The 24,532-nt window shown below is 68.6% G+C and carries 23 protein-coding genes; 17 read left to right on the plus strand and 6 right to left on the minus strand.

Features of this window, described 5'->3' with window-relative positions; translation table 11 throughout:
- The first annotated feature begins 49 nt into the window (after positions 1-49).
- Together OHA10_RS28425 and OHA10_RS28430 are read left to right on the plus strand one after the other, a co-directional pair.
- Entirely contained in the window at positions 50-1,558 is a 1,509-nt protein-coding gene (locus OHA10_RS28425) for a CocE/NonD family hydrolase (RefSeq protein ID WP_371401814.1), read from the plus strand.
- A 4-nt stretch (positions 1,559-1,562) separates the two neighbouring features.
- A complete protein-coding gene (locus tag OHA10_RS28430; RefSeq protein ID WP_371401815.1) occupies positions 1,563-2,198 on the plus strand; it encodes an alpha/beta hydrolase in 636 nt (211 codons plus the stop codon).
- On the opposite strand, the gene OHA10_RS28435 is transcribed toward OHA10_RS28430, so the two are convergent.
- Both OHA10_RS28435 and OHA10_RS28440 read right to left on the minus strand, forming a co-directional pair.
- A complete protein-coding gene (locus OHA10_RS28435; RefSeq protein WP_371401816.1) occupies positions 2,195-2,689 on the minus strand; it encodes a DUF402 domain-containing protein in 495 nt (164 codons plus the stop codon). The two genes, OHA10_RS28430 and OHA10_RS28435, sit on opposite strands and share 4 nt — an antisense overlap.
- Before the next feature lie 293 nt (positions 2,690-2,982).
- Positions 2,983-3,483, minus strand: a complete 501-nt coding sequence (locus tag OHA10_RS28440) for a DUF402 domain-containing protein (RefSeq protein ID WP_371401817.1) — start codon at positions 3,481-3,483, stop codon at positions 2,983-2,985.
- A 169-nt stretch (positions 3,484-3,652) separates the two neighbouring features.
- Between OHA10_RS28440 and dxs the strand changes: the two genes are divergently transcribed.
- The 5 genes from dxs to OHA10_RS28465 all read left to right on the plus strand — a co-directional run bounded on the left by dxs (position 3,653) and on the right by OHA10_RS28465 (position 11,262).
- Positions 3,653-5,545 carry a 1-deoxy-D-xylulose-5-phosphate synthase gene (gene dxs, locus OHA10_RS28445; protein ID WP_371401818.1) on the plus strand — a complete coding sequence of 631 codons (1,893 nt, stop codon included), beginning with the start codon at positions 3,653-3,655 and terminating at the stop codon, positions 5,543-5,545.
- A gap of 27 nt (positions 5,546-5,572) precedes the next feature.
- Positions 5,573-6,910 carry a hypothetical protein gene (locus OHA10_RS28450; RefSeq protein WP_371401819.1) on the plus strand — a complete coding sequence of 446 codons (1,338 nt, stop codon included), beginning with the start codon at positions 5,573-5,575 and terminating at the stop codon, positions 6,908-6,910.
- Between the two features lie 66 nt (positions 6,911-6,976).
- Positions 6,977-8,332 carry a hypothetical protein gene (locus OHA10_RS28455; protein ID WP_371401820.1) on the plus strand — a complete coding sequence of 452 codons (1,356 nt, stop codon included), beginning with the start codon at positions 6,977-6,979 and terminating at the stop codon, positions 8,330-8,332.
- Positions 8,333-8,418: 86 nt separating this feature from the next.
- Positions 8,419-9,900 (plus strand): APC family permease, encoded by a 1,482-nt coding sequence (locus OHA10_RS28460; protein ID WP_371401821.1) that lies wholly within the window; start codon positions 8,419-8,421, stop codon positions 9,898-9,900.
- A gap of 54 nt (positions 9,901-9,954) precedes the next feature.
- Positions 9,955-11,262, plus strand: a complete 1,308-nt coding sequence (locus OHA10_RS28465) for a hypothetical protein (protein ID WP_371401822.1) — start codon at positions 9,955-9,957, stop codon at positions 11,260-11,262.
- 64 nt (positions 11,263-11,326) lie between these two features.
- Here the strand turns inward: OHA10_RS28465 and OHA10_RS28470 are convergent, their stop codons facing one another.
- Complete coding sequence (locus OHA10_RS28470; protein ID WP_371401823.1) at positions 11,327-13,438, minus strand: 3-hydroxyacyl-CoA dehydrogenase NAD-binding domain-containing protein; 2,112 nt, start codon at positions 13,436-13,438, stop codon at positions 11,327-11,329.
- The gene (locus OHA10_RS28475; RefSeq protein ID WP_371401824.1) at positions 13,435-14,634 is read right to left on the minus strand and encodes an acetyl-CoA C-acyltransferase; all 1,200 of its coding nucleotides are present in this window, start codon (positions 14,632-14,634) and stop codon (positions 13,435-13,437) included. The genes OHA10_RS28470 and OHA10_RS28475 overlap by 4 nt, the downstream gene beginning before the upstream one ends.
- 161 nt (positions 14,635-14,795) lie before the next feature.
- Between OHA10_RS28475 and OHA10_RS28480 the strand changes: the two genes are divergently transcribed.
- The 5 genes from OHA10_RS28480 to OHA10_RS28500 all read left to right on the plus strand — a co-directional run bounded on the left by OHA10_RS28480 (position 14,796) and on the right by OHA10_RS28500 (position 18,529).
- Complete coding sequence (locus OHA10_RS28480; protein WP_371401825.1) at positions 14,796-15,464, plus strand: hypothetical protein; 669 nt, start codon at positions 14,796-14,798, stop codon at positions 15,462-15,464.
- Positions 15,461-16,123: a dienelactone hydrolase family protein gene (locus OHA10_RS28485; protein WP_371401826.1), complete on the plus strand. Its 663-nt coding sequence runs from the start codon at positions 15,461-15,463 to the stop codon at positions 16,121-16,123. Before OHA10_RS28480 ends, OHA10_RS28485 begins: the two co-directional genes overlap by 4 nt.
- A gap of 2 nt (positions 16,124-16,125) precedes the next feature.
- Positions 16,126-16,614: a glutathione peroxidase gene (locus tag OHA10_RS28490; protein WP_137254839.1), complete on the plus strand. Its 489-nt coding sequence runs from the start codon at positions 16,126-16,128 to the stop codon at positions 16,612-16,614.
- 83 nt (positions 16,615-16,697) lie between these two features.
- Positions 16,698-17,288: a winged helix-turn-helix domain-containing protein gene (locus tag OHA10_RS28495; protein WP_371401827.1), complete on the plus strand. Its 591-nt coding sequence runs from the start codon at positions 16,698-16,700 to the stop codon at positions 17,286-17,288.
- Positions 17,285-18,529, plus strand: coding sequence for an MFS transporter (locus OHA10_RS28500; RefSeq protein WP_371401828.1), 1,245 nt, complete (start codon positions 17,285-17,287; stop codon positions 18,527-18,529). Before OHA10_RS28495 ends, OHA10_RS28500 begins: the two co-directional genes overlap by 4 nt.
- A gap of 6 nt (positions 18,530-18,535) precedes the next feature.
- Here the strand turns inward: OHA10_RS28500 and OHA10_RS28505 are convergent, their stop codons facing one another.
- A complete protein-coding gene (locus tag OHA10_RS28505) occupies positions 18,536-19,798 on the minus strand; it encodes a ribonuclease D (protein WP_371401829.1) in 1,263 nt (420 codons plus the stop codon).
- Complete coding sequence (locus OHA10_RS28510; protein ID WP_371401830.1) at positions 19,795-20,397, minus strand: DUF3000 domain-containing protein; 603 nt, start codon at positions 20,395-20,397, stop codon at positions 19,795-19,797. The genes OHA10_RS28505 and OHA10_RS28510 overlap by 4 nt, the downstream gene beginning before the upstream one ends.
- A 115-nt stretch (positions 20,398-20,512) precedes the next feature.
- Here OHA10_RS28510 and hemE point away from each other — a divergent pair, with 115 nt between their 5' ends.
- The 5 genes from hemE to OHA10_RS28535 are packed head-to-tail and all read left to right on the plus strand — an operon-like array spanning position 20,513 to position 24,525.
- A complete protein-coding gene (gene hemE, locus OHA10_RS28515; RefSeq protein WP_371408002.1) occupies positions 20,513-21,550 on the plus strand; it encodes a uroporphyrinogen decarboxylase in 1,038 nt (345 codons plus the stop codon).
- Positions 21,547-22,056, plus strand: a complete 510-nt coding sequence (locus OHA10_RS28520) for a GNAT family N-acetyltransferase (RefSeq protein WP_371401831.1) — start codon at positions 21,547-21,549, stop codon at positions 22,054-22,056. Before hemE ends, OHA10_RS28520 begins: the two co-directional genes overlap by 4 nt.
- Positions 22,053-23,456 (plus strand): protoporphyrinogen oxidase, encoded by a 1,404-nt coding sequence (gene hemG / locus OHA10_RS28525; RefSeq protein WP_371401832.1) that lies wholly within the window; start codon positions 22,053-22,055, stop codon positions 23,454-23,456. The genes OHA10_RS28520 and hemG overlap by 4 nt, the downstream gene beginning before the upstream one ends.
- A complete protein-coding gene (gene hemQ, locus OHA10_RS28530) occupies positions 23,453-24,148 on the plus strand; it encodes a hydrogen peroxide-dependent heme synthase (protein ID WP_371401833.1) in 696 nt (231 codons plus the stop codon). The genes hemG and hemQ overlap by 4 nt, the downstream gene beginning before the upstream one ends.
- Positions 24,148-24,525: a VOC family protein gene (locus OHA10_RS28535; protein ID WP_371401834.1), complete on the plus strand. Its 378-nt coding sequence runs from the start codon at positions 24,148-24,150 to the stop codon at positions 24,523-24,525. The genes hemQ and OHA10_RS28535 overlap by 1 nt, the downstream gene beginning before the upstream one ends.
- Positions 24,526-24,532: the final 7 nt, after the last annotated feature.

The raw sequence follows: 24,532 nt of genomic DNA on the forward strand, positions 1-24,532 counted from the left end.
CGGAAGGTAGTCCTCTAGCGTGTGATCAGCCGATCACCAGGAGTGACTGATGCGTCGTCGTGTACTTGCTCTGGCGGGTGTGGTTGCGCTGCTGCTGTCGCCGGTGGTCCCGGCGGCCGCCGGGACCACAGTGGTGAACGGGTGCGTCGGATCGGTGCCAGAGCCTGGGACGACGACGCCCGTACGGATCTGCTACTCGCTCTTCAAACCGGCGACAGCCTCCGCGCAGCACACCGTGCCGCTGATCTTCCACAGCCACGGCTGGGGTGGGAGCCGCACGAAGGATCCCGCCGCGTTCAAGGACTGGCTGGACGCGGGCTTCGGCGTACTGAGCTTCGACCAGCGCAGCTTCGGCGAGAGTACGGGTGTTGCACACGTGATGAACCCGGACTACGAGGGGCGCGACGTCGTGAAGCTCGTCGACCTCGTTGCCGGTCTGGACTGGGTGACGAAGCAGGCGCCGGGTGATCCGTTGATCGGTGCGATCGGCGGATCGTACGGCGGCGGGTACCAGTTCGCCGGGGCGTTCACCGAGTTGCGCGACAGCGGCCGCACCCGGTTCGACGCGCTCGCGCCGGAGGTCACCTGGTGGGACCTCAAGCAGAGCCTGGCGCCGCAGGAAGCCGCGCGAACGATGTGGCTGTCGATCCTGTTCGCGGGCGGCGGCACGCATCTCCCGCCTGCGGTGTCGGCGGCATTCGTTGCGTTGATCGCGACCGGCGCGTGGCCGGCGGGGAAGGCCGGTCGCGATCTCGACGCGTTCTTCGCGCACAACGGTCCGGCCTGGCACGTCGCGCAGGGCCGGAAGCTGGATCTGCCGGTCCTGTTCGGTCAGGGGATCTCGGACAACCTCTTCAACCTCAATCAGGGGCTCGCGAACTTCGATCACGCGTTGACGTCACGAGCACGGGCGCGGTCGATCTTCGTCGGGTACAACGGCGGTCATACGCTGCCGAGCGTCGTACCGCCTGGCTATGCGACCGCTGGCGACCCGTGCTCGATAGCTCTCGGATCGCCGAACTTCGCGAGTCTCTCGATCCGTTTCATGCAACTGCAGCTGCTCCACAAGTCGACCGGCCTGACCGGCTTCGGCACGTACCACCTGTCGACCGCCGCTGGTCGTTGCCTGACACAACAGAACTTGACGCCCAACAAGAGTTATCGGCTGGGCAAGATCGTCGCGCCGACCGGTGTCGGTCTGCCCGTCAACCTGCCGATCGCCAAGGGCCCGCTGACGATCGCCGGTACGCCGACGTTGAGCGCCCGCGTCTACACGGTGATCCCGCAGTCCGTGGCGTACTTCGCGCTGAGTGTGGGCACGAGCCCGTTGACCGCGAAGATCGTGCAGAACAACACGATGCCGCTGCGCGAGAAGCATCCGGCGCGGGGAGTCTTGCGCACGATCGAGCTGCCGGCGATCGCGGTCGACGTACCAGCCGGCCAGAACCTGTACCTCACCGTCGCGCCGGTCGCCGACATGTACGCCGGCCAGCGTGGACCCCTCCCGGGTGTGATGATGCTGAAGAACGGCACGCTGAGCATCCACGCGGTGAGGTAGGACCATGCTGGTCACGGAAACGTTCGAGTACGGCGGCGGTCGCGACGTCACGGCGTATGTCCCGGCGGAGACACCGGAAGCGGTCGTGTTCGCGGGCGACGGTCAGCTGATCTCGCGGTGGGGCGAGTTCCTCAACGCGGCGGACGACGTACCGCCGACGCTGCTCGTCGCGACGCATCGGCTGGACGACGAGATGGAGCGGATCCACGAGTATTCGCCCGGCTTCGAGCCGGACCGGTTCGCGGCGCACGAGAAGTTCTTCGTCGAGGATGTGCGGGAGTGGGTGCGGACGCGCTTTCGCATCGCGCTGCCGGCCGAGCGTACGGCGGTCTTCGGGGTGTCGGCGAGCGGCGAACTGGCGCTCGCGATCGGGCTCCGGCATCCCGACATCTACGGTGCGATCTTCTGCGCGTCACCCGGCGGCGGCTACCAGCCACCCGGCGACATGGGCAGCTCGCTGCCCCGCGCGTACTTCGTCGGCGGCACCGAGGAGCCGTGGTTCCTCGAGAACGCGACCCGCTGGGCTGACGCCCTCCGCGACGCCGGCGCCGACGTCGTCCGCACCGAACGGCCCGGAAACCACGGCGACGACTTCTGGCGCCAGGAACTCCCGCTGATGGCGGCCTGGGCCTTCGCCTAACGAACCTTGTCGAGATACGTCTTGTAGACGGTCAGGAACGGCTCCTCGGTCGACACCGCTTCCACCAGCCAGTCACACGTCTCGCGAGCGGTGGCGATCACGTCGGCCGGATACCCGTACTGCACCTGATGCTCGGCGAACTCGTCCTCATCGTCGATGAACACGTTCCCGTCCCGGCGCTTGATCACATCCAGATCGAGATCGATCATCGTCACCACATCGTCGGAGAACTCCACCGGCGTGGTGATGTCGGCATAGATCTCCGTGTACCGCGGCTCGTCGTTGAAGAGCGCCGTGAACCACTTATCCCGCGGAAACAACTGCACATGAGCCTGCTCCTGCGTCACCACCGGCTCATCACCCCGCTGCGACACGGACCCCGCCGCGGCCCCCAACCACACCCCGTACTCATCCTCCCCGAGAAACCGCATCCACTGATGCCAATGCAACTTCTCGTCGTACTTGCGGTACACCACCCGAACATCACGCATAACCCAAACCTATCGGCCGGGAGGTGCGCTCACGGGTCAGCGCCAGCCGTCGACCGATGTCCAGGTGACTCCTGAGTACGACGATCGCTGCTGGCGCCGGGCCGGACGACGCTTTCTGCAGGTTCATGCAAGTTTGCGCTGGGGAGTGGACCGGTCGCGTATTGCGACCGAGCATGGTGTGGTGCCGGAAACCCCGACACGCGTGATCGGCCCTTGTCGGCTCAGGGGGGCTCCTAGCCGACGGGGGCCGGTTGCTGTCTTCACAGGCGTTCCGGGGCCCCGCGAGGGCTGGATTACATGCTTCGGACGAGTTCCAGGTACGGCTTGTAGGCGGTGGTGAAGGGTTCGGTGGTGGTGATCGTGGCGGCCAGGTGGTCGCACGTGGCTTGGGCGGTGGCGACCACCTGCGGCGGGTAGTTGTAGCGGACCTGATGGGCGTGGAATTCGTCCTCGTCCATCACATGCACGGTCCCGTCCCGCAGCAGCCGGATATCCAGGTCCAGATCGACCAACGTCACCGAGTCGACGCCGAATTCGGCCGGCATGGTGATGTCGCAGTAGATCGCCGTCTGGTGCGGCTCGTCGTTGAAGAGCGCGCTCCACCACTGCCCGCGGGGAAACAGCCGGACCCGGTGGTGGTCGATGGTCTTCCAGCTGCCGTCGGCCCGCTGACCTTGGGTTCCAGGGACGGAGCCGACCCACAGCCCGTGCTCGTCCTCGCCGAGGCGGATCGCCTCGACGAGCCGATGCGGCTGCCCGTCGTACTTCCGGAACAGGGTCCTCACCAGGTCCATACCGATGACTCTAAGTGAGACGCACACCACGTCGAACCAGCGACTCCCGGGAAGCGTCTTGGAGTGTGAGATTGCCCAAGACCCGCTCAGCGGCCCGTTACCGAGTTCGGATTCCGGGCAAGGCGAGCATAGACTCAAGCATTCGAGAAAGACCTGCGGGAGGAGCTCGATGGGCGTGCTGGAGACGGTAGGAGGTCCGGCGGACCTCAAGAAGCTGACTGATCAGCAGCTCACCGATCTCGCGGCGGAGATCCGGGACGTGCTGGTCGAGACCGTGTCCCGGACCGGGGGTCACCTCGGCCCGAACCTGGGGATGGTCGAGATCACCCTCGCGATGCACCTCGTCTTCGACTCGCCCCGCGACCGCCTGGTCTTCGACGTCGGCCACCAGGCCTACGTGCACAAGCTGGTGACCGGCCGCGCACCGAAGTTCGACACGCTCCGTCAGCAGGGCGGCCTGTCCGGCTACCCCAGCCACGCCGAGTCCGAGCACGACATCATCGAGAACAGCCACGCCTCGACGGCCCTCTCGTACGCCGACGGCCTGGCCAAGGCATACCGGCTGACCAAGGAGGACCGCCACGTCGTCGCGCTGATCGGTGACGGCGGCCTGACCGGCGGGATGGCCTGGGAGGCGCTGAACAACATCGCCGCCGCCAAGGACCTCAAGCTCGTCATCATCGTCAACGACAACGGCCGCTCCTACAGCGACACCGTCGGCGGTCTGGCGACCCACCTGACCACCCTGCGCACCAACCCGCGGTACGAGAAGGTCCTCGACCTGATCAAGAAGAACCTCGGCCGTACGCCGTACGTCGGCCCCCCGATGTACGAGGTGCTGCACGGGATCAAGAAGGGCCTGAAGGACATGCTCGCCCCGCAGGGCATGTTCGAGGACCTCGGCCTCAAGTACGTCGGACCCGTCGCCGGCCACGACCGTGAGGCGATGGAGGACGCGCTCCGCAGCGCGAAGGCGTTCGGCGGACCGGTGATCGTGCACGCGGTGACCAAGAAGGGCTTCGGGTACGCCGCCGCCGAGCAGGACGAGGAGGACAACTTCCACCAGGTCCGCCCGGCCAACAAGCCGCGCGGCTGGACGGATGTGTTCTCCGACGAGCTGATCAAGATCGGCCACCGCCGCCCGGACGTGGTCGCGGTCACGGCGGCGATGCTGCATCCGACCGGCCTGGCCGCGTTCGCGGACGAGTTCCCGGACCGGACGTTCGACGTCGGCATCGCCGAGCAGCACGCGGTCACGAGTGCGGCAGGTCTCGCGATGGGCGGTCTGCACCCGGTCGTCGCGATCTACGCGACGTTCCTCAACCGCGCCTTCGACCAGGTCCTCATGGACGTCGCGCTGCACAAGTGCGGCGTCACCTTCGCGCTGGACCGCGCCGGCGTCACCGGCGACGACGGCCCGAGCCACAACGGCATGTGGGACATGTCGATCCTCCAGGTCGTCCCCGGCCTGCGGCTGGCCGCGCCTCGCGACGGCAAGCGCGTGCAGGAGCTCCTCAACGAGGCAGTCGAGGTCGACGACGCCCCGACCGTACTGCGGTACTCGAAGGGCGAAGTGGGCCCGGACATCGAGGCGATCGACCGGATCGGCCAGCTCGACGTGCTCAAGCGGACCGGCAACGACGTACTGCTCGTCGGCATCGGCGCGATGGCGGCGACCGCGATGGACGTCGCGGATCGTCTGGAGGCGCACGGCTTCGGTGTCACCGTCGTCGACCCGCGCTGGGTGAAGCCGGTGGCGCCCGAGCTCGTGGAGCTGGCCGAGGACTTCAAGCTGGTCGCCACGATCGAGGACAACGGCCGGGCCGGCGGCTGCGGCGCGATGATCGCGCAGGCGATGCGCGACGCGGGCATCGAGACCCCGGTCCGCGATTTCGGCATCCCACAGGAGTTCCTCCAGCACGCCAAGCGTCCCGCTGTATTGCAGGAGATCGGGCTGACCGGGCAGGAGCTGGCCCGCGAGATCACCGAGCTGCTGTCGGAGCACCACGGCGACGCCCTCGACGCTCCCGACCCGGCGGCCGATCGCCCGGGCAACGCGTAGGCACGTCCCTGATCAGGACGCAGGACCGTGGCTGAGGCAGGGCGGCACAGCCGCCGCGGTGCCGCCCGGCGGCGGTCGGGCAGGGTCTGGCCGGTCCTGTTGTCGCTGTTTCTGGTCGCCGCCGCGGTCGTCGGCGGGCTCGCGCTCCATCGCTCGAGCCAGCATGCCGACGACGCCGCGGCCGGCGTGTCCAGTACGGCGAACATCGACCTGGCTGCCCGGACCGCAGCTGTCGACGTCGTCCTGAAGCGACGCGCGCAGGCCGTGCTGGCCGGCAATGAGAAGGAGTTCCTGGCCGACGTCGATCCCGGCAACACCAAGCTCGTCGCGGGCCAGCGGACCCTGTTCACGAATCTTCGCCAGTTCGGTTTCGCCAAGCTCACCTACCAGCAGTTGGCCCAGCAGTACGACGACAGCATCGTGCAGCGCGACGGTCCCACGACGTACCTGGTCGCCGTCGCGATGACGTACCAGATCCGTGGGATCGACCTGGTCCCGGTCCGAGCGATGCTCGGCTACACGTTCACCCAGCGTCCGAACGGGAGCTGGATCCTGGTCTCGGACTCCGACATCGACAAACGGCTGCCGCGTGGCTCGCACCAGGAGGCGTGGGACACCGGCCCGGTCCTGGTCAAGCGGGCGCCGCGTGTGCTGGTCGTCGTCGAGCAGGGCCAGGATGCGCTCGCGGCGAAGCTGATCACGATGTCCGCCAGCGCGGTCCAGTCGGTCAGCAAGAACTGGCCGGGCGGCTGGAAGGGCTCGGGTGTCGTGATCGCGCTCGACGACAAGATCGTTCGCGGCGCCGACTTCACCCAGCCGAAGAACGCCGAGGACGCGATCGCGATGGCGACCTGGGTGTACCGCACGCTGCCGGGCGAGGTCACCGGCGCGGGGGAGCGGGCCGACTCGTACGTCGTCATCAATCCGTACAACCGCAACAAGGTCGATGCGCGCACGCTCTCCCACGAGTTCACCCACGTCGCCACCGCGCCGTACGGTCCGTACGCGCCACGCTGGCTGGTCGAGGGCGCCGCGACGTACGTCGAGTTCCTGCCGATGTCGGGGCAGACCAACCTGGCGATCCCGCAGTACCGGCAGGACGTCCGGACGAAGTACCTCGCGAAGGCGAAGAGCCTGCCCGCGGACGCGACGTTCTTCGACCAGGCCGACAGCTCGTACCCGCTGTCCTGGCTCGCGCTCGACTACCTGTTCACGCGGTTCGGCGGGACCGAGGTCGGCACGCTGTACCGCGAACTGGCGGCGATGGGTTCTACTCAGAAGGAACGCGACCGGATCATGCTCGAGCACATCGGGATGACCGAGACGGGACTTTTCACCGCGCTGAAGGCTGCCGCGGCAACATAAAGCGCGGAGTGTCGGTTAGGGTAACCCGTCTGCGACCATCGGGTACTCGGAGGGGAACGACCCGAAGTGAGTGCAACGACGCCTGTTTCCGGGCCGCCCACCGGCCCCCGCCGCTGGCTGGGGCTCGTCCTGGCGGTGGCTCTGGTGGCGGGCGGAGTGGTCTACACCGTTGAAGAGCGCGAGCGCGATGCGCGCAACCGCCCGACGGCGATCCAGACCGCCAATCCGACCCCGCCGAAGGCGACCAAACCCTCCCGGATCGCGGCCCAGATCGCCGCCCGCCGGGTCGCCGTCGACTCGATCCTGCTCCGCCGCGCGCAGGCCGTGCAGACCGGCAACGAGGCGCTGTTCCTGGCCGATGTGGATCCGGCCAACAAGAGGCTGCGCGCCCAGCAGCGGATCCTGTTCGCGAACCTGGTCGAGATCGGCTTCAGCGAGGTCGGTTACAGCCAGGCCGAGGAGCGGTTCAACCCGGCCGTGGTGCGAGCCCACGGCGGTACGACGTACCTCGTGCGGGTGCTCATGCGGTACCAGATCCCGAAGGTCGACTTCACGCCGGTGACGACCGAGCTCGGCTACACGTTCATCTCGCGGGCCGGCCACTGGTTGCTCACCGACGACAACGATCTGGACGCGGACCTTGGGCCGGGCGCGCACCGCGAGGCGTGGGACCTGGGCCGGATCGAGGTGCAGCGCGGGCCGCGGGTGCTCGTGGTGGTCGAGAAGGGCGACACGAAACGCGGCCGGGCGATCGTGGCCGCCGCGACCGAAAGCCTCAACGAGGTGACCGCGTACTGGCCGCGGAGATGGAACGGCGCGGTCTTCGTGATCGCGCTCGACGAGACCGACGTCCGCGATGCGCGGTTCGCCGACGAGGACATCGAATCCGCGGCCAGCACCGGTTCGACGTTCTCGTCGCTGCCCGGTCAGGACACCGCCGACGGTACGGTCGCCGGCGGGTACATCGTCGTCAACCCGAACGAGCGCGACCGCGTCGACGAGATCCTGCTGTCGCACGAGATCACCCATGTCGCCACCGCGGACCTCGGCGGCTACGAGCCGCTCTGGCTGGCCGAGGGCGCCGCGGAGTACGTGTCCTGGAAGGGCATCGAGGCGATCAGCGGACCCGGCGAGGTCAGCAAGTGGGAGCAAGAGGTCATCGACGAGGCGTTGCCGCAACTGTCCTCGCTGCCGAGCGACGCCGGCTTCTACCAGAACTCCGCCGACGTGTACGGCGTGAGCTGGCTCGCCGTCCGGTACCTCGTCCAGCGGATCGGACTCGACAAGGTCGAGGACCTGTACGAGGACATGGCAATGAACGGCACCGACCAGGCGGCCCGGGACCGGATCCTGATGGAACGCACCGGCCTCACCGAAGCGACGCTCTGGACGTCGCTGGCAACATACACGCCACAACGCTGAGTGGCGGTTTGACCTCGCGCTGTCAGAGAGGGCAACCTCGAAGGGTTCCGTCCCTGTCTTTCAGAGACACAGTCGAGGAGGCGCAGATGAGTCTTGTGCGGAAGAAGACGATCGAGCAGTCGATCGCCGACACGGACGAGCCGGAGTACCAGCTCAAGAAACGCCTCACAGCGATCGACCTGACCGTCTTCGGCATCGGCGTGATCATCGGTGCCGGCATCTTCACCCTGACCGGCCGTGCCGCCAAGCTGTACGCCGGTCCGGGGATCGCACTGTCCTTCGTACTGGCCGCGATCTGCTGTGCGCTGGCCGCGTTGTGCTACGCCGAGTTCTCGTCCACCGTGCCGGTGTCGGGTTCGGCGTACACGTTCTCGTACTTCTCCCTCGGCGAGATCTTCGCCTGGATCATCGGCTGGGATCTGCTGCTCGAGTTGATGCTCGGGGCAAGCGTCGTGTCCCAGGGCTGGTCGACGTACGCAGCACTGTTCCTGGATCAGATCGGGTTGGGCTGGCCGTCGTCGATCGGGCCCGACAGCCATGTGAACGTGCTGGCGATGCTGCTCGTGCTGGTGCTGGCGACACTGGCCACGATCGGGATCAAGGAGTCGCTGCGGGTCAACCTGGTGCTGGTGGGGATCAAGCTGTTCGTGGTCCTGTTCGTGATCATCGCCGGGCTGTTCTACATCAAGGGCTCGAACCTGTCGCCGTTCATCCCGCCGAGCGTGCCGGCCCCCAACGGCGACGTCACGATCACCACGCCGCTGTTCCAGGCGCTGTTCGGGTTCACGCCGTCGACGTTCGGTGTGATGGGTCTGGTGTCCGGCGCGTCGCTGGTGTTCTTCGCGTTCATCGGGTTCGACGTCGTCGCGACCACTGCCGAAGAGGCGAAGAATCCGCAGCGTGACCTGCCCCGCGGCATCATCGGCTCGCTGGCGATCTGCACCGTGCTGTACGTGCTGGTCTGCATCGTCATCACCGGGATGGTGAAGTACACCGACATCAACGGCGAGGCCGCGCTGGCGGAGGCGTTCCGCTCGGTCGGCCGCGGCGGCTTCGCGACGCTGATCTCCGCGGGTGCGGTCGCCGGTCTGACCACCGTCGTACTGACGCTGATGATCGGTGCGGCGCGGGTCGTGTTCGCGATGAGCCGCGATCACCTGATGCCCCGTCAGCTCGGCAAGACGCACCCGAAGTGGGGTACGCCGTACCGCCTGACGATCGGGATCGGCATCGTCGTCGCGATCATCGCCGGGGTCACCCCGATCGGCAAGCTGGAAGAGATGGTGAACATCGGCACGCTGGCCGCGTTCACGCTGGTGTCGATCGCCGTACCGCTGCTGCGGAAGAGCCGGCCGGACATCAAGCGGTCGTTCACGGTGCCGGGCAACCCGGTCGTCCCGATCCTGGCCGCGATCATCTGCATCTACCTGATGCTGAACCTGTCGCTGGAGACCTGGCTGCGGTTCGCGATCTGGATGGTGCTCGGGTTCGCGGTTTACGCGCTGTACGGCTACCGGCGTAGCCGGGTCGGCCTCGAGGAGAAGACCGGCGAGGCGCAGAAGGCGTGATCGTCGCCCTCGGATGGTCGGCTAGGATCAGCCGACCATCCGAGGGGAACACCAATGAACCACCCGAAACGCCTGTTCGCAGGCGTTGCCGTGCTGGCACTCGCTGCATCCGGCGCGGTTGTCGCCGTACGCGCCCGGAACGGCGATGCAGCACCTGGCGGTACTGCGGTTGCCGCCGTCGCGACGAGGGCGACCTCGCCGACGCCGGGGGAGCTCAGCCCCGCTGACGAACTGGTGCGCAAGCAGGCGATCGACGCGGTGCTGGCGCGACGGTCGGCCGCCGTACTCAAGGGCGATTTGAAGGGGTTCCTGGCTTCGGTGGATCCGAAGCAGGCCGAGTTGGTTGCGCGTGAGCGGCTGCTGTTCGTGAACCTGCGGAAGTTCGGGTTCAGGTCGCTGAAGTACTTCACGGCTGATGCGTTCCGGCCGGTGCCGGGGTTGGTCTCGAAGTTCGGGCCGACGACGTTCTCGACGCGGGTGATGATGCGGTACCAGCTGGTCGGGCTGGATCCGCGGCCGGTGCAGACCGACCTCGGGTACACGTTCGTCCAGCGGGCCGGTGCGTGGGTGCTCGTCGACGACAGCGGGACGGACGAGAACCTCAGCCGCGACGGCCATCGCCAGCCGTGGGACTTCGACGAGGTCCAGGTGGTACGGCGTGGCACGGTCGTGGTCGTCGTGGACAAGCGGGAAGCGAGCCTCGGTACGAAGGTCGCGCAGGTTGCCGAGAAGGCGGTGAAGTCGGTCCGCAAACACTGGGCCCGGCCGTGGAACGGGGCCGTGCTGGTTGTTGCGATGCCGCAGGACCGTGTGATGTCGACGATCTGGACGGCCGGGGCCGGTGATGGCTGGACGATCGCGGCGAAGGCGGTCACGCTCTACGAGGGCGAGCAACTGGGCAAGCCGATCGGCCCGCCCATCGGCAGCCGCATCGTGGTGAACCCAGCACTCCGCAAGCGCCTCGACAAGGATCTGCTGGTGCACGAGATGACGCATGTCGCGACGTCCACGCTCGGCATCTACACACCGATCTGGATGGTCGAGGGCATGGCGGAGTACGTCCGCTGCCGCTCGATCGAGGACGATCCGCACTGGTCGGTCGATCCGTACCGCAAGCGCGTGAAGTCGGCGTACCTCCCGAAGCTCACCGCACTCCCCGACACCACCGTCTTCGACACCGACGCCGAACGCGCCTACGGCTCCAGCTGGTGGATCGTCGAATACCTCGCCGACAAACTGGGCGAGAAGAAACTAGCCACCCTCTACACCGACATGTCCCAACACGGCGAGTCAGTCCTGAAGAAAGACACCGGCCTGACCCCAGCCCAAATCGTCGCCGGAGCCAAGAAGTTCAAAGGCTGACTCTTTGTCTGTTTGTTGCTGGGGGACGGAGCGGGCTTCCGGCTCCGTACCGCCCCCCAGCGGTTTAGATGAGGCTGGCGAGGCCTTGGGGGAGGAAGCGGGATCCGTTGACCTTTTCCGCGATGCCGGTGCGGTCGAGGTAGGGGGTGATGCCGCCTAGGTGGAAGGGCCAGCCGGCGCCGAGGAGGAGGCAGAGGTCGATGTCCTGGGCCTCGGCGACCACGCCCTCGTCGAGCATGATCTTGATTTCTTCGGCCAGGGCAGTGAGGACTCGGTTGCGGAGTTCGTCGGGGGTGGAGGGCTTGTCGCCGACACTCACCAGCGCCTCGACCTCCGGGTCGACGACCGGCTTGCCCTCGGGCCATACGTAGAACGAACTCTTGCCTGCGGCAACTACCTTGGCCAGGTTCGAAGAAACCGCGAACCGGTCCGGGTACGCCCGGTTCATCGTCTCCGCGACGTGCAGCGCGACCGGCAGGCCGACCAGCTGCAGTAGCACGAACGGCGGCATCGGCAGGCCGAGTGCGGACAGCGCACGGTCGGCGTCCGGGATCGGCGTACCTTCGTCCACCGCCGCGCTGACCTCGCCGAGGAACCGCGTCAGCAGCCGGTTCACCACGAACGCCGGCGCGTCCTTCACCAGCACACACGACTTCTTCAGCGTCTTCCCGACCGCGAAAGCAGTCGCCAGCGAAGCGTCGTCCGTCCGGTCCGCCCGGATGATCTCCAGCAGCGGCAGCACCGCGACCGGGTTGAAGAAGTGGAACCCGACGACCCGCTCCGGGTGCTCCAGGTCCGCGGCCATCTCGGTCACCGACAACGACGAGGTGTTGGTCGCCAGCACGGCGTCCGGCCGGATGATCTTCTCCAGCTCGGCGAAGATCGTCTTCTTCAGCTGCAGCTCCTCGAAGACCGCCTCGATGACGAAGTCCGCGTCCGCGAACACCGCGCGATCCACCGACCCGGTGACCAGCGCCTTCAGCTGGTTCGCCTTGTCGGACCGCACCCGCCCCTTGGCGAGCAGCTTGTCGATCTCACCGTGCACGTACCCGACGCCACGATCCACGCGCTCCTGGTCGAGATCCGTCAGTACGACGGGAACCTCCAGCCGCCGCGCGAACAGCAACGCCAGCTGACCCGCCATCAGCCCCGCACCGACGACGCCGACCTTCGTCACCGGCCGCGCCAGCGACTTGTCCGGCGCACCCGCCGGCCGCTTGGCCCGCTTGTTCACCAGGTCGAAGGCGTAGAGCCCGCTCCGCAGCTCCTCGCTCATGATCAGATCCGCGAGCGCCTCGTCCTCGGCCGCGAACCCACGGTCCCGGTCGTTGTCGCGAGCCGCCGCGATCAGCTCCAGCGCCCGGTACGGCGCCGGCGCCGCCCCACTGACCTTCAGATCGGCAAAAACCTTGCCCCGGGCAACCGCCGCGTCCCACGCATCGCCACGGTCGATCGAAGCGCGCTCGACGACGACAGAGCCCGTCAGCACCTTCGAGGCCCACAGCAGCGACTGCTCGAGGAAGTCGGCCGACTCCAGCAGTACGTCGCCGATGCCGAGCTTGACCGCTTCCGGCCCGCTCAGCATCTTGTTCTGGTTGAGGGCGTTCTCGACGACGACCTTGACCGCGTTGTCCGCACCGATCAGGTTCGGCAGCAGGAAGTTGCCGCCCCAGCCCGGGATCAGCCCGAGGAAGACCTCCGGCGTCGACAGCATCCCGGCCGCGACCGAGATCGTGCGATAGGACGCGTGCAGCGCAACCTCGAGCCCGCCACCGAGCGCGACACCGTTCACGAACGCGAACGACGGCTTGCCGCCGTCGACGAGCTTCCGCATCACGCCGTGCCCGATCCTGCCGAGCGTCAGCGCCTGCTCCCGATCGGTCAGCTTCGGTACGCCGGTCAGGTCCGCACCCGCGGCCAGGATGAACGGCTTGCCGGTGACCCCGATCGCCACGATCTCGTCGCGCGCCAGCGCCGCGTCCAGAGCAGCGTTCAGCGAACCCAGACCCTTGGGCCCGAAGGTGTTCGGCTTGGTGTGGTCGTGCCCGTTGTCCAGCGTGATGAGCGCCATCGTGCCGGCCTTGTTCGGCAGTACGACGTCCCGCGAGTGCGCGAGCGTGACGACCTCGTCGGTCGACAAAGCAGAAGCGCTGTCGATCAGTTCCTGCAGGTTCATGCCGCCGCACCTTCCCAGTTCGGGTTCTCCCAGATGACCGTGCCGCCCATGCCGAGGCCGACGCACATGGTGGTGAGGCCGTAGCGGACCTCGGGGCGCTGCTCGAACTGCTTGGCCAGCTGGTTCATCAGCCGGACTCCGGACGACGCCAGCGGGTGGCCGTAGGCGATCGCGCCGCCGTACGGGTTGACCCGCGGGTCGTCGTCGGCGATGCCGTAGTGCTCCAGGAACGCCAGCACCTGTACGGCGAACGCCTCGTTCACCTCGAAGGCCTGGATGTCGTCGATCGTCAGTCCGGCCAGCTTCAACGCCTTCTCGGTCGCCGGGATCGGGCCGACGCCCATCACCTCGGGCTCGACACCGGCGAAGGCGTACGAGACCAGCTTCATCTTCGGCGTCAGCCCGAGCTCCTCGGCCGCCTCGGCCGAGGTCAGCACGCACGCGGTCGCGCCGTCGTTGATCCCGGCCGAGTTGCCCGCGGTGACGCGCCCGTGCGGACGGAACGGCGTCTTCAAAGCGGCCAGGTCCTCGACCGTGGTCCCGGGCCGCATCGGCTCGTCGGTGCTCGCAAGGCCCCAGCCCTGCTCGGCCGACCGGGTCGCGACCGGCACCAGGTCCGGCTGGATCAGGTCGTTGGCGTAGGCCTTCGCGGCCTTCTCCTGCGACGCCGCGGCGTACGCGTCGGCGCGCTCCTTGGTGATACCGGGGAACCGGTCGTGCAGGTTCTCGGCGGTCGACCCCATCACGAGGGCGGAGGTGTCGACGAGCTTCTCGGAGATGATCCGCGGGTTCGGGTCCACACCCTCACCCATCGGGTGCCGGCCCATGTGCTCGACACCGCCCGCGATCACCACGTCGTACGCACCGAACGCGACACCGGCCGCGGTGGTGGTGACGGCGGTCATCGCGCCCGCGCACATCCGGTCGATGGCGTAGCCGGGCGTGGTGTTCGGCAGACCCGCCAGCAGGGCGGCGGTCCGGCCGATGGTCAGGCCCTGGTCGCCGATCTGGGTGGTGGCCGCGATCGCGACCTCGTCCACGCGTTCCGGGGGGAGACCCGGGTTCCGCCGCAGCAGCTCCCGGATGCACTTGATCACCAGGTCGTCGGCGCGGGTTTCGGCGTACTGGCCCTTGGCCTTGCCGAACGGGGTGCGAACGCCGTCGACGAACACGACATCGCGGATCTCACGGGGCACGAGTGCCCTCCTCTGGGGAGTCGGGAAAGCTACCCCGATGCTACCCATGAGTAACAGAAGTGCCAAACAACCAGTGGCTGTGGAGCTGCTCACAGCAACCCGTGGCGTACTGCCTGGATTCGGCGCATGCTGGGGGGCAGGAAGCTATGGGGAGCCGTTCTATGAACAACCTTGATCTCGCCGTACCGGTCCTGAGCCGGGGCAAGCACCGCAATCCGCGCAAGGGCGCCTGCTTCATGGAGTTCGCCTCGTACTTGGCCGGCGAACCGTGGTCCGACCACCCGGCCTGCACGCACGCCCTACTGGCGGGCGTCGCGCGGGACGTCAACGACTGTACGACGGACTCCGGGCGGTCCCGGCTGGCGCCGATGATCCCGTCGGTGATCGGCCTGACCCCGGACGACCCGCACGTCGTACCGCGGGTCACGGCGCGCTGCATCCAGCACGCGCTGCCGGTCGTCTCGCAGGAGCGGCAGTACATCCTGGCCGTCGCGTTGCTGGTGGGGGAGAAGCAGCTGGCCGAGCTCGACGGGCGTCCGCTCGACGACATCGAGCCGGACTCGCTCGCCGTACTGCAGTCGGTCCCGTCGGCCACCAAGTGGGCGCGGGCGTTCACCGCACGCTCCCGCCGCGGTGCGCCGGACTTCGCCCGCCGGACGGCGCCACGTGCGGTGTCGTGCGCGGTCGAAGGCATCTCGCAGGCGTGTGTCCCGGATCCGGACGACCGGCTCTACCGGCTGCTCGTCGACGCGATCGCCGAGACCAAGTCGTGGATGCCCGCACCTGCGCCGAAGCCGATACCCACCGAGGTCGTACGCTTCACAGTGTGACCTTGGAGCTCGACACCGGACTACCAGTCCACGAGTGGGGATCGGCCGACGCCGACGCGCCGGGAATCCTGCTCCTCCAGGAGATCTTCGGGGTCTCCGACTACATCAAGCAACGTGCCGCGGATCTGCACGCTCTGGGGTACTACGTCATCGCGCCGGAGATCTACTGGCGCCTTGACGACACCGAGCTGGACGAGTCCTCGCCGGAGTTGCTGCCCCGGGCGATGGACATCGTCGGGCGGCTGGACTGGGACCTCGCGGTCAAGGACGCCCTTGCCGCCCTCCAATACCTGCAGGCCCGCGGCAAGGGCACCGGCGTGGTCGGCTTCTGTTTCGGCGGCGGACTGGCCTTCAACGTCGCGGCACTGTCGCAGCCTGACGTGCTGGTGAGCTACTACGGCTCCGCGCTGAAGAACCTTCTCGAGCTGGTCCCGCAGGTGAGCGCGCCGAGCCTGCACCACTTCGGCAACACCGACACCTATCTGGACGTCGACACGATCGTCACCGCGCTCGGCGATGCCGAGATCCACCGGTACGAAGGCGCCGGGCACGCGTTCGACAACCCGCTGCCGATGTTCCACAACGCCGACGCGTCCGCGCTCGCGTGGCGGCGTACCGAAGACTTCCTTGCCCGTCACCTCCCAACCCCTCAAGGATGAGCATGAGCCTGTACGACATTCCGCTGACCACTCTGTCCGGCGCATCGACGTCGCTGGGCGACTACAAGGGCAAGGCCGTCCTGGTCGTCAACGTGGCGTCGAAATGCGGCCTGACGCCGCAGTACGAAGGCCTGGAGAACCTGCAGAAGAAGTACGAGTCGCGTGGGTTCACGGTGCTCGGCGCGCCCTGCAACCAGTTCGGCGGTCAGGAGCCGGGATCGGCCGAGGAGATCGAGACGTTCTGCTCGACGACGTACGGCGTCACGTTCCCGATGCTCGACAAGCTCGAGGTGAACGGCGAGGGCCGCCACCCGCTGTACGCCGAGCTGACCCTGACCCCGGACGCCGAGGGTGAGGCCGGCGACATCCAGTGGAACTTCGAGAAGTTCCTGGTCAGCCCCGAAGGCACGGTCGCGGCCCGCTTCCGCCCGCGCACCGAGCCGGAGTCGGACGAGGTCGTCGCCGCGATCGAGACCCAGCTCCCGAAGTAACCCCGGATCGCCCGTCGCCGCCGCGGCGGGCGATTTCTCTGCCGACCATTGCAACGATCCTTTCGAAAGAGTACTTTCGACGCATGCCCGACCCGCATCGTCGCCTGAGTGATCCTCGTGAGCTCAACGCGCTCGCCCATCCCGTGCGGATGGCGATCATCGAACTGCTGTCGGTCAGCGGACCGCTGACCGCGACCGAGCTGGCCGATCGGCTCGACGAGACGCCGGCGAACTGCTCGTGGCATCTGCGCAAGCTGGCCCAGCACGGGTTCGTCGTGGAGGCCGAGGGCGGCAAGGGCAGGCAGCGGCCGTGGCAGGTGCCGGGGCTCGGGTTCCGCTGGGACGACGAGCACGCATCGGCTTCGGTCGAGGAGCGGCGGGCCGCGCAAGCCTTGTCCGAGGTGACGATGGGCCGGGCGATGGATCGCCTCCGCGAGGCCGAGCAGCGGATGCCGGACGAGCCCGAGGAGTGGCGTACGGCGCAGGCGGGCACCGAGATGGTCGCGTGGCTGACGGCGGACGAGCTCAAGGAGATGAACGAGGCGATCAGCGCCGTACTCGATCGTCATGTCGAGCGGCTGACTGATCCGAGCAAGCGGCCGGCGGGTTCGCGGCTGTGCGAATTCGTGGCGTGGGGCGTGCCGACGTACTTCCCGGGAGTTGAGCCGGCATGAGGAAGCTGTTCGCCCAGCCCGGGTTCCCGCGCCTGTTCGGCGGATTGAGTACGTCGATGCTCGGCGACTCGGTGATGCTGCTCGTGCTGAGTATGTGGGTGAAGACGCTCACCGGCTCCAACGCGATGGCGGGCCTGACGTTCTTCTTCATGGTGCTGCCCGCGCTCGGCGCTCCGCTGCTCGGCGTCTGGGTGGATCGCCTGCCCCGCAAGGCGATCCTCGTCTGGGGCAACTTCGCCAGCGCGGCCGCCGTACTCCCGCTCGTCCTCGTCCGGGACGCGAGCGAGGTCTGGCTGATCTGGGTGGTCGCGTTCCTGTACGGCGTCTCGTTCGTCGTCCTGCCCGCCGCGCTGAACGGCCTGCTCAAGGAACTGCTGCCCGACGAGCTGCTCGTCGACGCGAACTCGAGCCTCGCCACGATCAAGGAAGGCTTCCGCCTGTTCGGACCGCTGGTCGGGGCGGCGCTCTTCGCCACCGTCGGCGGTTGGCTCGTCGCGGTCGTGGACGCGGCCACCTTCGTGGCCGCCGGGCTCCTGATCGCGACGATCAAGGTCAGCGAGACTCCGGCCCCGGCCAAGCAGACCTTCCGCGAGGACGTGCTGGGCGGGGTCCGGTTCCTGCTCGGTGATCGCGTACTCCGTCATGTCCTCGCGGGACTCGGGATCTCGATCCTCGTCATCGGCTTCTTCGAGTCGTCGATCTACGCGCTGCTGGATGCGTTCGGGAAGCAGGCGACGTTCGCCGGCGCCTTCGTGACGTGTCAGGGCGTCGGTGCGATCATCGGCGGGCTCACCGCCGCCCGCGCCGTCCGAAGGTTGGGTGAGGTCTCCACCTGCACGGTCGGCCTGATCACGCTGGCGATCTCCACCGTCGTCTGCATCGTCGCGCCCACCATCGCCGTGGTCCTGGTCGGCGCGGCCATCTGCGGTCTCGGGCTGCCCTGGACGTTCGTCGCGTTCACGACGCTGATGCAGCGCCGTTCACCGGGTCATCTGATCGGCCGGGTGTCAACCGCGGTCGAGGTGCTGCTGTCCACGCCGCAGGCGATCTCGCTCGCGCTCGGCAGCCTGCTCGTGAGTCTGCTGAGCTACCGGCAGATCTTCACGATCATCGCGACCGTGATCCTGCTCGGAGCCCTGCAGATCGTCTTGACCCTGCGGGATCAGCTCCGGCCGGAGCCGTCGGCAGCCGGCGGTCCTCCGCTCCCGGCGGAGCCGGCATCCGGGGCCGACCTTCTCTAGACGCGCTCAGTCGAGCGGCTTGGCCGGTGCTTCCGACGTCATGGCATCGGTGAGGACCTCGGCGGTGAGGCCGATCTGCCACGGGCGGGCGTGGTGGTCGCGGAGGAACGTCGTGACGACGTCCAGGCTCACGTCCTTGGGCGGGGACCACGCCAGGCGGCGGATCGTGTCCGGGGCCAGCAGGTTCTCCGTCGGCAGGCGGTGGGCCTCGGCGATCTCGGCGACCGCGGTGCGGGCGGCCGAGAGGCGTGCGGCAGCGTCGGGGTCTCGGTCGGCCCAGGCGCGGGCGGGCGGCGGGCCGTCGTACCGCGGGCCCTGCTTGGGGAGCTCGGAGTCGGGGAGGCGGCGGGCGTGGTCGACCGCTTCCCACCACGTCCGCATGTGCCGGTGTGCGCCGCGGCCCTTGAAGGCCGTGAGCTTCTGGAGCGTGTCCCGATCGGTCGGCATCGCGGACGCGGCCTCGACGATCGCGGCGTCCGGCAGGATCCGGCCCGGAGAGATGTCCGCGGACTCGGCGATCTGGTCGCGTGCCTCCCACAGCGCGCGGACGACGGCGAGGCTGCGGCGGTTGCGGACCCGGTGCATGCCCGACGTACGGCGCCACGGGTCCGGCTTCGGCTCGCGCGGGGGAGCGTCCAGGATCGCGGCGAACTCCTGCTCGGCCCACTCCCACTTGCCCTCGCGGCGCAGCTCCTGCTCGATCGCGTTCCGCAGTTCGATCAGCATCTCGACGTCCAGCGCGGCGTACACGAGCCAGGGCGCCGGGAGCGGGCGGGTGGACCAGTCGGCCGCGGAGTGTTCCTTGCGCATCCGATAGCCGAGCACTTCGCTGACGAGCGAGGCGAGCCCGACCTTCGGGTAGCCGAGGAGGCGGCCTGCCAGTTCGGTGTCGAACACCTGCCGCGGCACCATCCCGACCTCGGCCAGGCAGGCGAGGTCCTGGTTGGCGGCGTGGATGATCCACTCCGCGTCGACGATCGCGTCGCCCAGCGCGGACAGGTCGCCGAAGGGGATCGGGTCGACGAGCGCGGAGCCGGAGCCTTCCCGACGCAGCTGCACCAGGTACGCGCGGTGCGAGTAGCGGTAGCCGGAGGCGCGCTCGGCGTCGACGGCCACCGGACCGGTGCCGGCGCGGAACGCCTCGACCGTCTCGGTCAGGGCGGGCTCGTCGTCGACCACGTCCGACAGCCCGTCCCGCAGTTCCAGCAGGGGCAGGTTGGCGGTGGCGTCCTCCGAGGTGGACGGCTGCGGGGTGTTGGCTGAGGTCATCGGCCCCGCTGTCCGCGCCGGGTCGGCATCGCGACCACCCCCGGCGGAACCGGCGGCAGTCCGGCCGCCGTGCAGAGCACCTCGCCCCATGCCTCTGCGTGCCGGGTCACGTCCACGATTCCACCGGGTCCGGGCACGGGGCTCCAGGACGCACGGATCTCGATCTCCGCCGTCGCCTCGTCGTCGGCCATCCCGCCGAAGCTCTCCGATACCACTCTGGTGACGGTACCGCTCGGGGCCAGGAAGTCGGCACCGCGGTCGGCCAGAGCCTCCATCAGCCAGGTCCAGCCCACGCCGCCGAGCAGCGCGTCGGTCACCATCTCCGGTTCGACGGCGGCTCGCACGTACGCGACACAGCGGAAGGTCGACTGCCAGGCGTCGTTCCCGGCCGGGTCGTAGAGGATGACGAGCCGGCCGGTGGCGACATCGTCGCCGTCAACCGTCACGTCGGCGCTGACCGCGGCCGCGTGCGGTGCGATCCGCTGCGGCGCGGGCATCTCCTCGACGAAAACCTCGGGCCGGAACCGGGCACCTCGTAACTGCGAGACTGCCTCGGCGAACTCCGCGGGTGGCGCGTCGACCTGCTTGCGGGCACCCATGCTTCGCAGCCTACGACCGATTACTCACCGACGCTTGTTTAGACGCGCCGGTAACAGGCGGTGTCTGACCGGCGCACGGCCCTTCGGACCCGCGTGGGATCATCTGGGTGTGCCTCTGACGCCCGCTCCGCTGGACCGTTCGCCGTACCTGCTCGCTGCTCGGGGGGAGCGGCCGCCGCACACTCCGGTGTGGTTCATGCGGCAGGCGGGGCGCGCGTTGCCCGAGTACCGCAAGGTGCGGGAGGGCATCACGATGCTCGAGTCCTGTATGCGTCCCGACCTCGTCGTCGAGATAACGCTGCAACCGGTCCGCCGTTACGGCGTCGACGCGGCGATCTTCTTCTCCGACATCGTCGCCCCGCTCCAGTTCGCCGGGTACGACATCGAGATCAAGCCCGGCATCGGCCCGGTGGCGGCGGACCCGATCCGGGACGCCGCCGGGATCGCGGCGGTCCGCCCGGTCACCGCGGCCGACGTGCCGTACACCACCGAGGCCATCCAGCAGCTCGTCTCCGAGCTCGGCGGTACGCCGCTGATCGGCTTCGCCGGCGCCCCGTTCACGGTCGCGTCGTACCTGGTCGAGGGCGGACCGAGCAAGGACTTCGCCAAGACCAAGGCGATGATGCACGGCAATCCCGACCTCTGGCACGCGCTGGCGGACCGGCTCGCGGACGTCGCGATCGCGTACCTCACGATCCAGGTCGAGGCCGGCGCATCAGCGGTCCAGCTCTTCGACTCCTGGGCCGGCGGCCTGTCGCCACGCGACTACGAACGGTTCGTCCTGCCGCACTCCGCGAAGGTCTTCGAGGCCCTCGAGCCGTACGGCGTTCCGCGGGTGCACTTCGGCGTGAACACCGGAGAGCTGCTCGGCCTGATGGGCGCGGCCGGTGCCGACGTGGTCGGAGTCGACTGGCGCGTCCCGCTCGACGAAGCAGCGCGACGAGTCGGCCCGAAGCCGCTGCAGGGCAACCTGGATCCCGCGCTGCTGTTCGCCGGCTGGGACGCGATCGAGCCCGAGATCGACCGCATCCTCGAGGAGGGCAAGGCAGCCCCCGGCCACATCTTCAACCTCGGCCACGGGGTCCCGCCCGACGCCGATCCCGACGTACTGCACCGGATCGCCAAGTACGTGCAGACCCGGAGCGCGCAGTGATCCGTCTCCCGGACCACCCGGTGACTCTGGAGCCGCTGACCGCCGACCACGCGGACGCCGTGCTGGCTTTCGAGCTGGAGAACAGGAAGTACTTCACGTCCTGGATCTGGGACCGCGGCGACGACTACTTCGCGAACTTCGCCGCCAAGCACGCGGCGCTGCTCGCCGAGCAGGCAGCCGGGATCTGCCGCTTCCACGTGCTGATGGACGACTCCGGAGCGGTCGCCGGGCGGGTGAATCTGGTTGACCTGGAGAACGGGTCGGCCGAGCTCGGCTACCGGATTGCCGAGAAGTGGGCGGGGCAGGGCCTCGCGACGGCTGCGGTTCGAGCGATCATCGGCCTCGCGGCGACGGAGTACGCGCTGACGACGCTGCGGGCCGGCGCCTCGGACCGGAACCCGGCCTCCCAGTCGGTTCTGAGCCGGACCGGCTTCCAGCAGATCGGGACGTCGAGCACCGATCTCGGGCCGGGAAAGCGGTACGAGCTGATCCTGGAGGGCGTGTGAGCCGGGTCGTTGTCGTCGGCGGTGGGATCAGTGGGCTCGCGGCCGCGCACGCGCTCGCGACCGGGCCGAATCCGCCGCAGATCACGGTGCTCGAAGGGTCGCCGCGGCTCGGCGGGAAGCTGGCCGGGGCCGAGATCGAGGGCGTGCCGGTCGACCTGGGCGCCGAGTCGGTGCTGGCCCGCCGGCCGGAGGCCGTTGAGCTGATCAGGGCGGTGGGACTCGACATCGTCCACCCGGCGACGACCTCCGCCGGATTGTGGGTGGGCGACCGGATCCGCGCGATCCCGCCGACCGTGATGGGTGTCCCGGTCGATCCGGCCGCGACGGCCGACGTACTCGGAGCCGAGGCAGCCGAGCAGGTCGCGCACGAGGCAGACCTGCCCGCACCGGCGCTGACCGAGGACGTGGCGATCGGTCGGTTCGTTGCCGACCGCATGGGGTCCGCGGTCACCGACAAGCTGATCGACCCGCTGCTCGGCGGGGTGTACGCCGGGAAGGCCGAGGAGATCTCGCTCGCGGCCGCCGTACCGGACCTGTACGCCAGGCTGCGGACCGCACCGAGCCTGCTCGCCGCGACGGCCGAACTGCGAGAGCTGGGCCAGAAGCGCGCCGGCCAGCCGGTGTTCGCGGGCGTGGTCGGCGGCATCAACCGGATCATCACCGCGCTGGAGCAGGATCTGACAGCTCGCGGCGTCGAGATCCGTCGCAAACTGACCGTACGGCGGATCTCGCGCACGCCGGACGGGTTCGTCCTCGAGGCCGGACCTGTGCCCGCGCCGACCTACCTGACCGCGGACGCCGTGGTGGTCGCCGTACCGGCCGCCCCGGCCGCGCGGATGCTGACCGACCTGGTGCCGACGGCATCGACCGAGCTCGGCTCGATCGAGTACGCGAGTATGGCGATCGTCACCCTGGCCGTCCGCAAGCGGGACTGGCCGGACACCGCGACCGGCTCCGGATTCCTCGTGCCGTCCGTCGAGGAGCGCACGATCAAGGCGTCGACGTACTCACACGCCAAGTGGGCGTGGTCCGCGGAAGCCGGGGGAGAGCTCGCCGTACTGCGTGCGTCCGTCGGCCGGCTCGGCGAGGAGCACGTGCTGCAGCGGTCCGACGAGGAGCTCGTCGCGCTCGCGGTCGCCGATCTCCGCAAGGCGATCGGCCTGCAGGCCGAGGTCGTCGGGTCGCTGGTGACCCGCTGGGGCGGCGGCCTTCCGCAGTACGCCGTGGGGCATCTGGACCGGGTCGACCGGGTCGAGGCGGCCGTGGCCGACGTGCCGGGGCTGGCTGTCTGCGGAGCGGCGTACCGGGGTGTCGGGATCGCGGCGTGTGTCGCGTCCGGGGGCAAGGCAGCCACCCGGGTGCTGGGGCATCTCGAGGCATTGGAGACAATGGCGAAGTGACAGGTAAGCCGAAAGCCCGTGAGCTCAACGACGTGATCCGCTACACCTTGTGGTCGGTCTTCAAGGTCGAGACACCGCTCGGTGATGCGGATCGGGACGAGCTGACCGCCGAGCTCACCGACCTGGTCGGGAAGCTCGCCGCCGACGACGTGGTGATCCGTGGCATCTACGACGTCGAGGGATTCCGGGCCGACGCCGACTTCATGATCTGGTGGCACGCGCCGACGTCCGACGCGCTGCAGCAGGCGTACCACGCGCTGCGCCGGTCGCGGCTCGGCCGGCACCTGGTCCCGGTCTGGTCGCAGTTCGCGCTGCACCGGCCGGCGGAGTTCAACAAGAGCCACATCCCGGCGTTCCTGGCCGACGAGGAGCCGCGGCCGTACGTCTGCGTCTACCCGTTCGTCCGGTCCTACGAGTGGTACCTGCTGCCGGACGAGGAGCGCCGGTTCATGCTCGCCGAGCACGGCAAGATGGCGCGCACCTACCCCGACGTACGGGCGAACACGGTCGCGTCGTTCGCGCTCGGCGACTACGAGTGGATCCTCGCCTTCGAGGCCGACGAGCTGCACCGGATGGTCGACCTGATGCGCGACCTGCGCGCGTCGACGGCCCGGCGGCACGTGCGCGAAGAGGTCCCGTTCTACACCGGCAAACGCACGGAGCTCGGCGAGCTGGTCGCTAACCTGGTGTGATGACTCGCAAGGCTTTTCCGGTGCTCTACGTCCAGGACGTGCGCCGGTCGGTCGAGTTCTACAGCCTGCTCGGCTACGAGTCGACGTACCAGTTCCCGCTGGAAGGTACCCCGCACTACGTCGGCATGGAGCGAGGCGACTCGTCGCTCGGCCTGTCCGACGCGAACTGGCCCGAGGCCCAGCTCGGCATCACCGTGGGTGCTGCACCGCGCTTCGAGCTGTTCGTGTACGTCGACGACGTCGAGGCCGAGGTGGAAGTCTTCCGGGCCGCGGGCCATCCCGTCCTGCAGGAGCCCGCGACCATGCCCTGGGGTGAGCGACAGGCGTACCTCGCCGACCCGGAGGGCAACCCGGTCGCGCTGGCCACACCGATCTAGGGCCGAT

Source organism: Kribbella sp. NBC_00662 (assembly GCF_041430295.1).
Classification (GTDB): domain Bacteria; phylum Actinomycetota; class Actinomycetes; order Propionibacteriales; family Kribbellaceae; genus Kribbella.

Bases quoted from the DNA above. Each gene is read 5' to 3' on its own strand.
- OHA10_RS28425 (WP_371401814.1), top strand. From the start codon at position 50: ATGCGTCGTCGTGTACTTGCTCTGGCGGGTGTGGTTGCGCTGCTGCTG.
- OHA10_RS28430 (WP_371401815.1), top strand. From the start codon at position 1,563: ATGCTGGTCACGGAAACGTTCGAGTACGGCGGCGGTCGCGACGTCACG.
- OHA10_RS28435 (WP_371401816.1), bottom strand. From the start codon at position 2,689: ATGCGTGATGTTCGGGTGGTGTACCGCAAGTACGACGAGAAGTTGCAT.
- OHA10_RS28440 (WP_371401817.1), bottom strand. From the start codon at position 3,483: ATGGACCTGGTGAGGACCCTGTTCCGGAAGTACGACGGGCAGCCGCAT.
- dxs (WP_371401818.1), top strand. From the start codon at position 3,653: ATGGGCGTGCTGGAGACGGTAGGAGGTCCGGCGGACCTCAAGAAGCTG.
- OHA10_RS28460 (WP_371401821.1), top strand. From the start codon at position 8,419: ATGAGTCTTGTGCGGAAGAAGACGATCGAGCAGTCGATCGCCGACACG.
- OHA10_RS28465 (WP_371401822.1), top strand. From the start codon at position 9,955: ATGAACCACCCGAAACGCCTGTTCGCAGGCGTTGCCGTGCTGGCACTC.
- OHA10_RS28470 (WP_371401823.1), bottom strand. From the start codon at position 13,438: ATGAACCTGCAGGAACTGATCGACAGCGCTTCTGCTTTGTCGACCGAC.
- OHA10_RS28480 (WP_371401825.1), top strand. From the start codon at position 14,796: ATGAACAACCTTGATCTCGCCGTACCGGTCCTGAGCCGGGGCAAGCAC.
- OHA10_RS28490 (WP_137254839.1), top strand. From the start codon at position 16,126: ATGAGCCTGTACGACATTCCGCTGACCACTCTGTCCGGCGCATCGACG.
- OHA10_RS28495 (WP_371401827.1), top strand. From the start codon at position 16,698: ATGCCCGACCCGCATCGTCGCCTGAGTGATCCTCGTGAGCTCAACGCG.
- OHA10_RS28500 (WP_371401828.1), top strand. From the start codon at position 17,285: ATGAGGAAGCTGTTCGCCCAGCCCGGGTTCCCGCGCCTGTTCGGCGGA.
- OHA10_RS28505 (WP_371401829.1), bottom strand. From the start codon at position 19,798: ATGACCTCAGCCAACACCCCGCAGCCGTCCACCTCGGAGGACGCCACC.
- OHA10_RS28510 (WP_371401830.1), bottom strand. From the start codon at position 20,397: ATGGGTGCCCGCAAGCAGGTCGACGCGCCACCCGCGGAGTTCGCCGAG.
- OHA10_RS28535 (WP_371401834.1), top strand. From the start codon at position 24,148: ATGACTCGCAAGGCTTTTCCGGTGCTCTACGTCCAGGACGTGCGCCGG.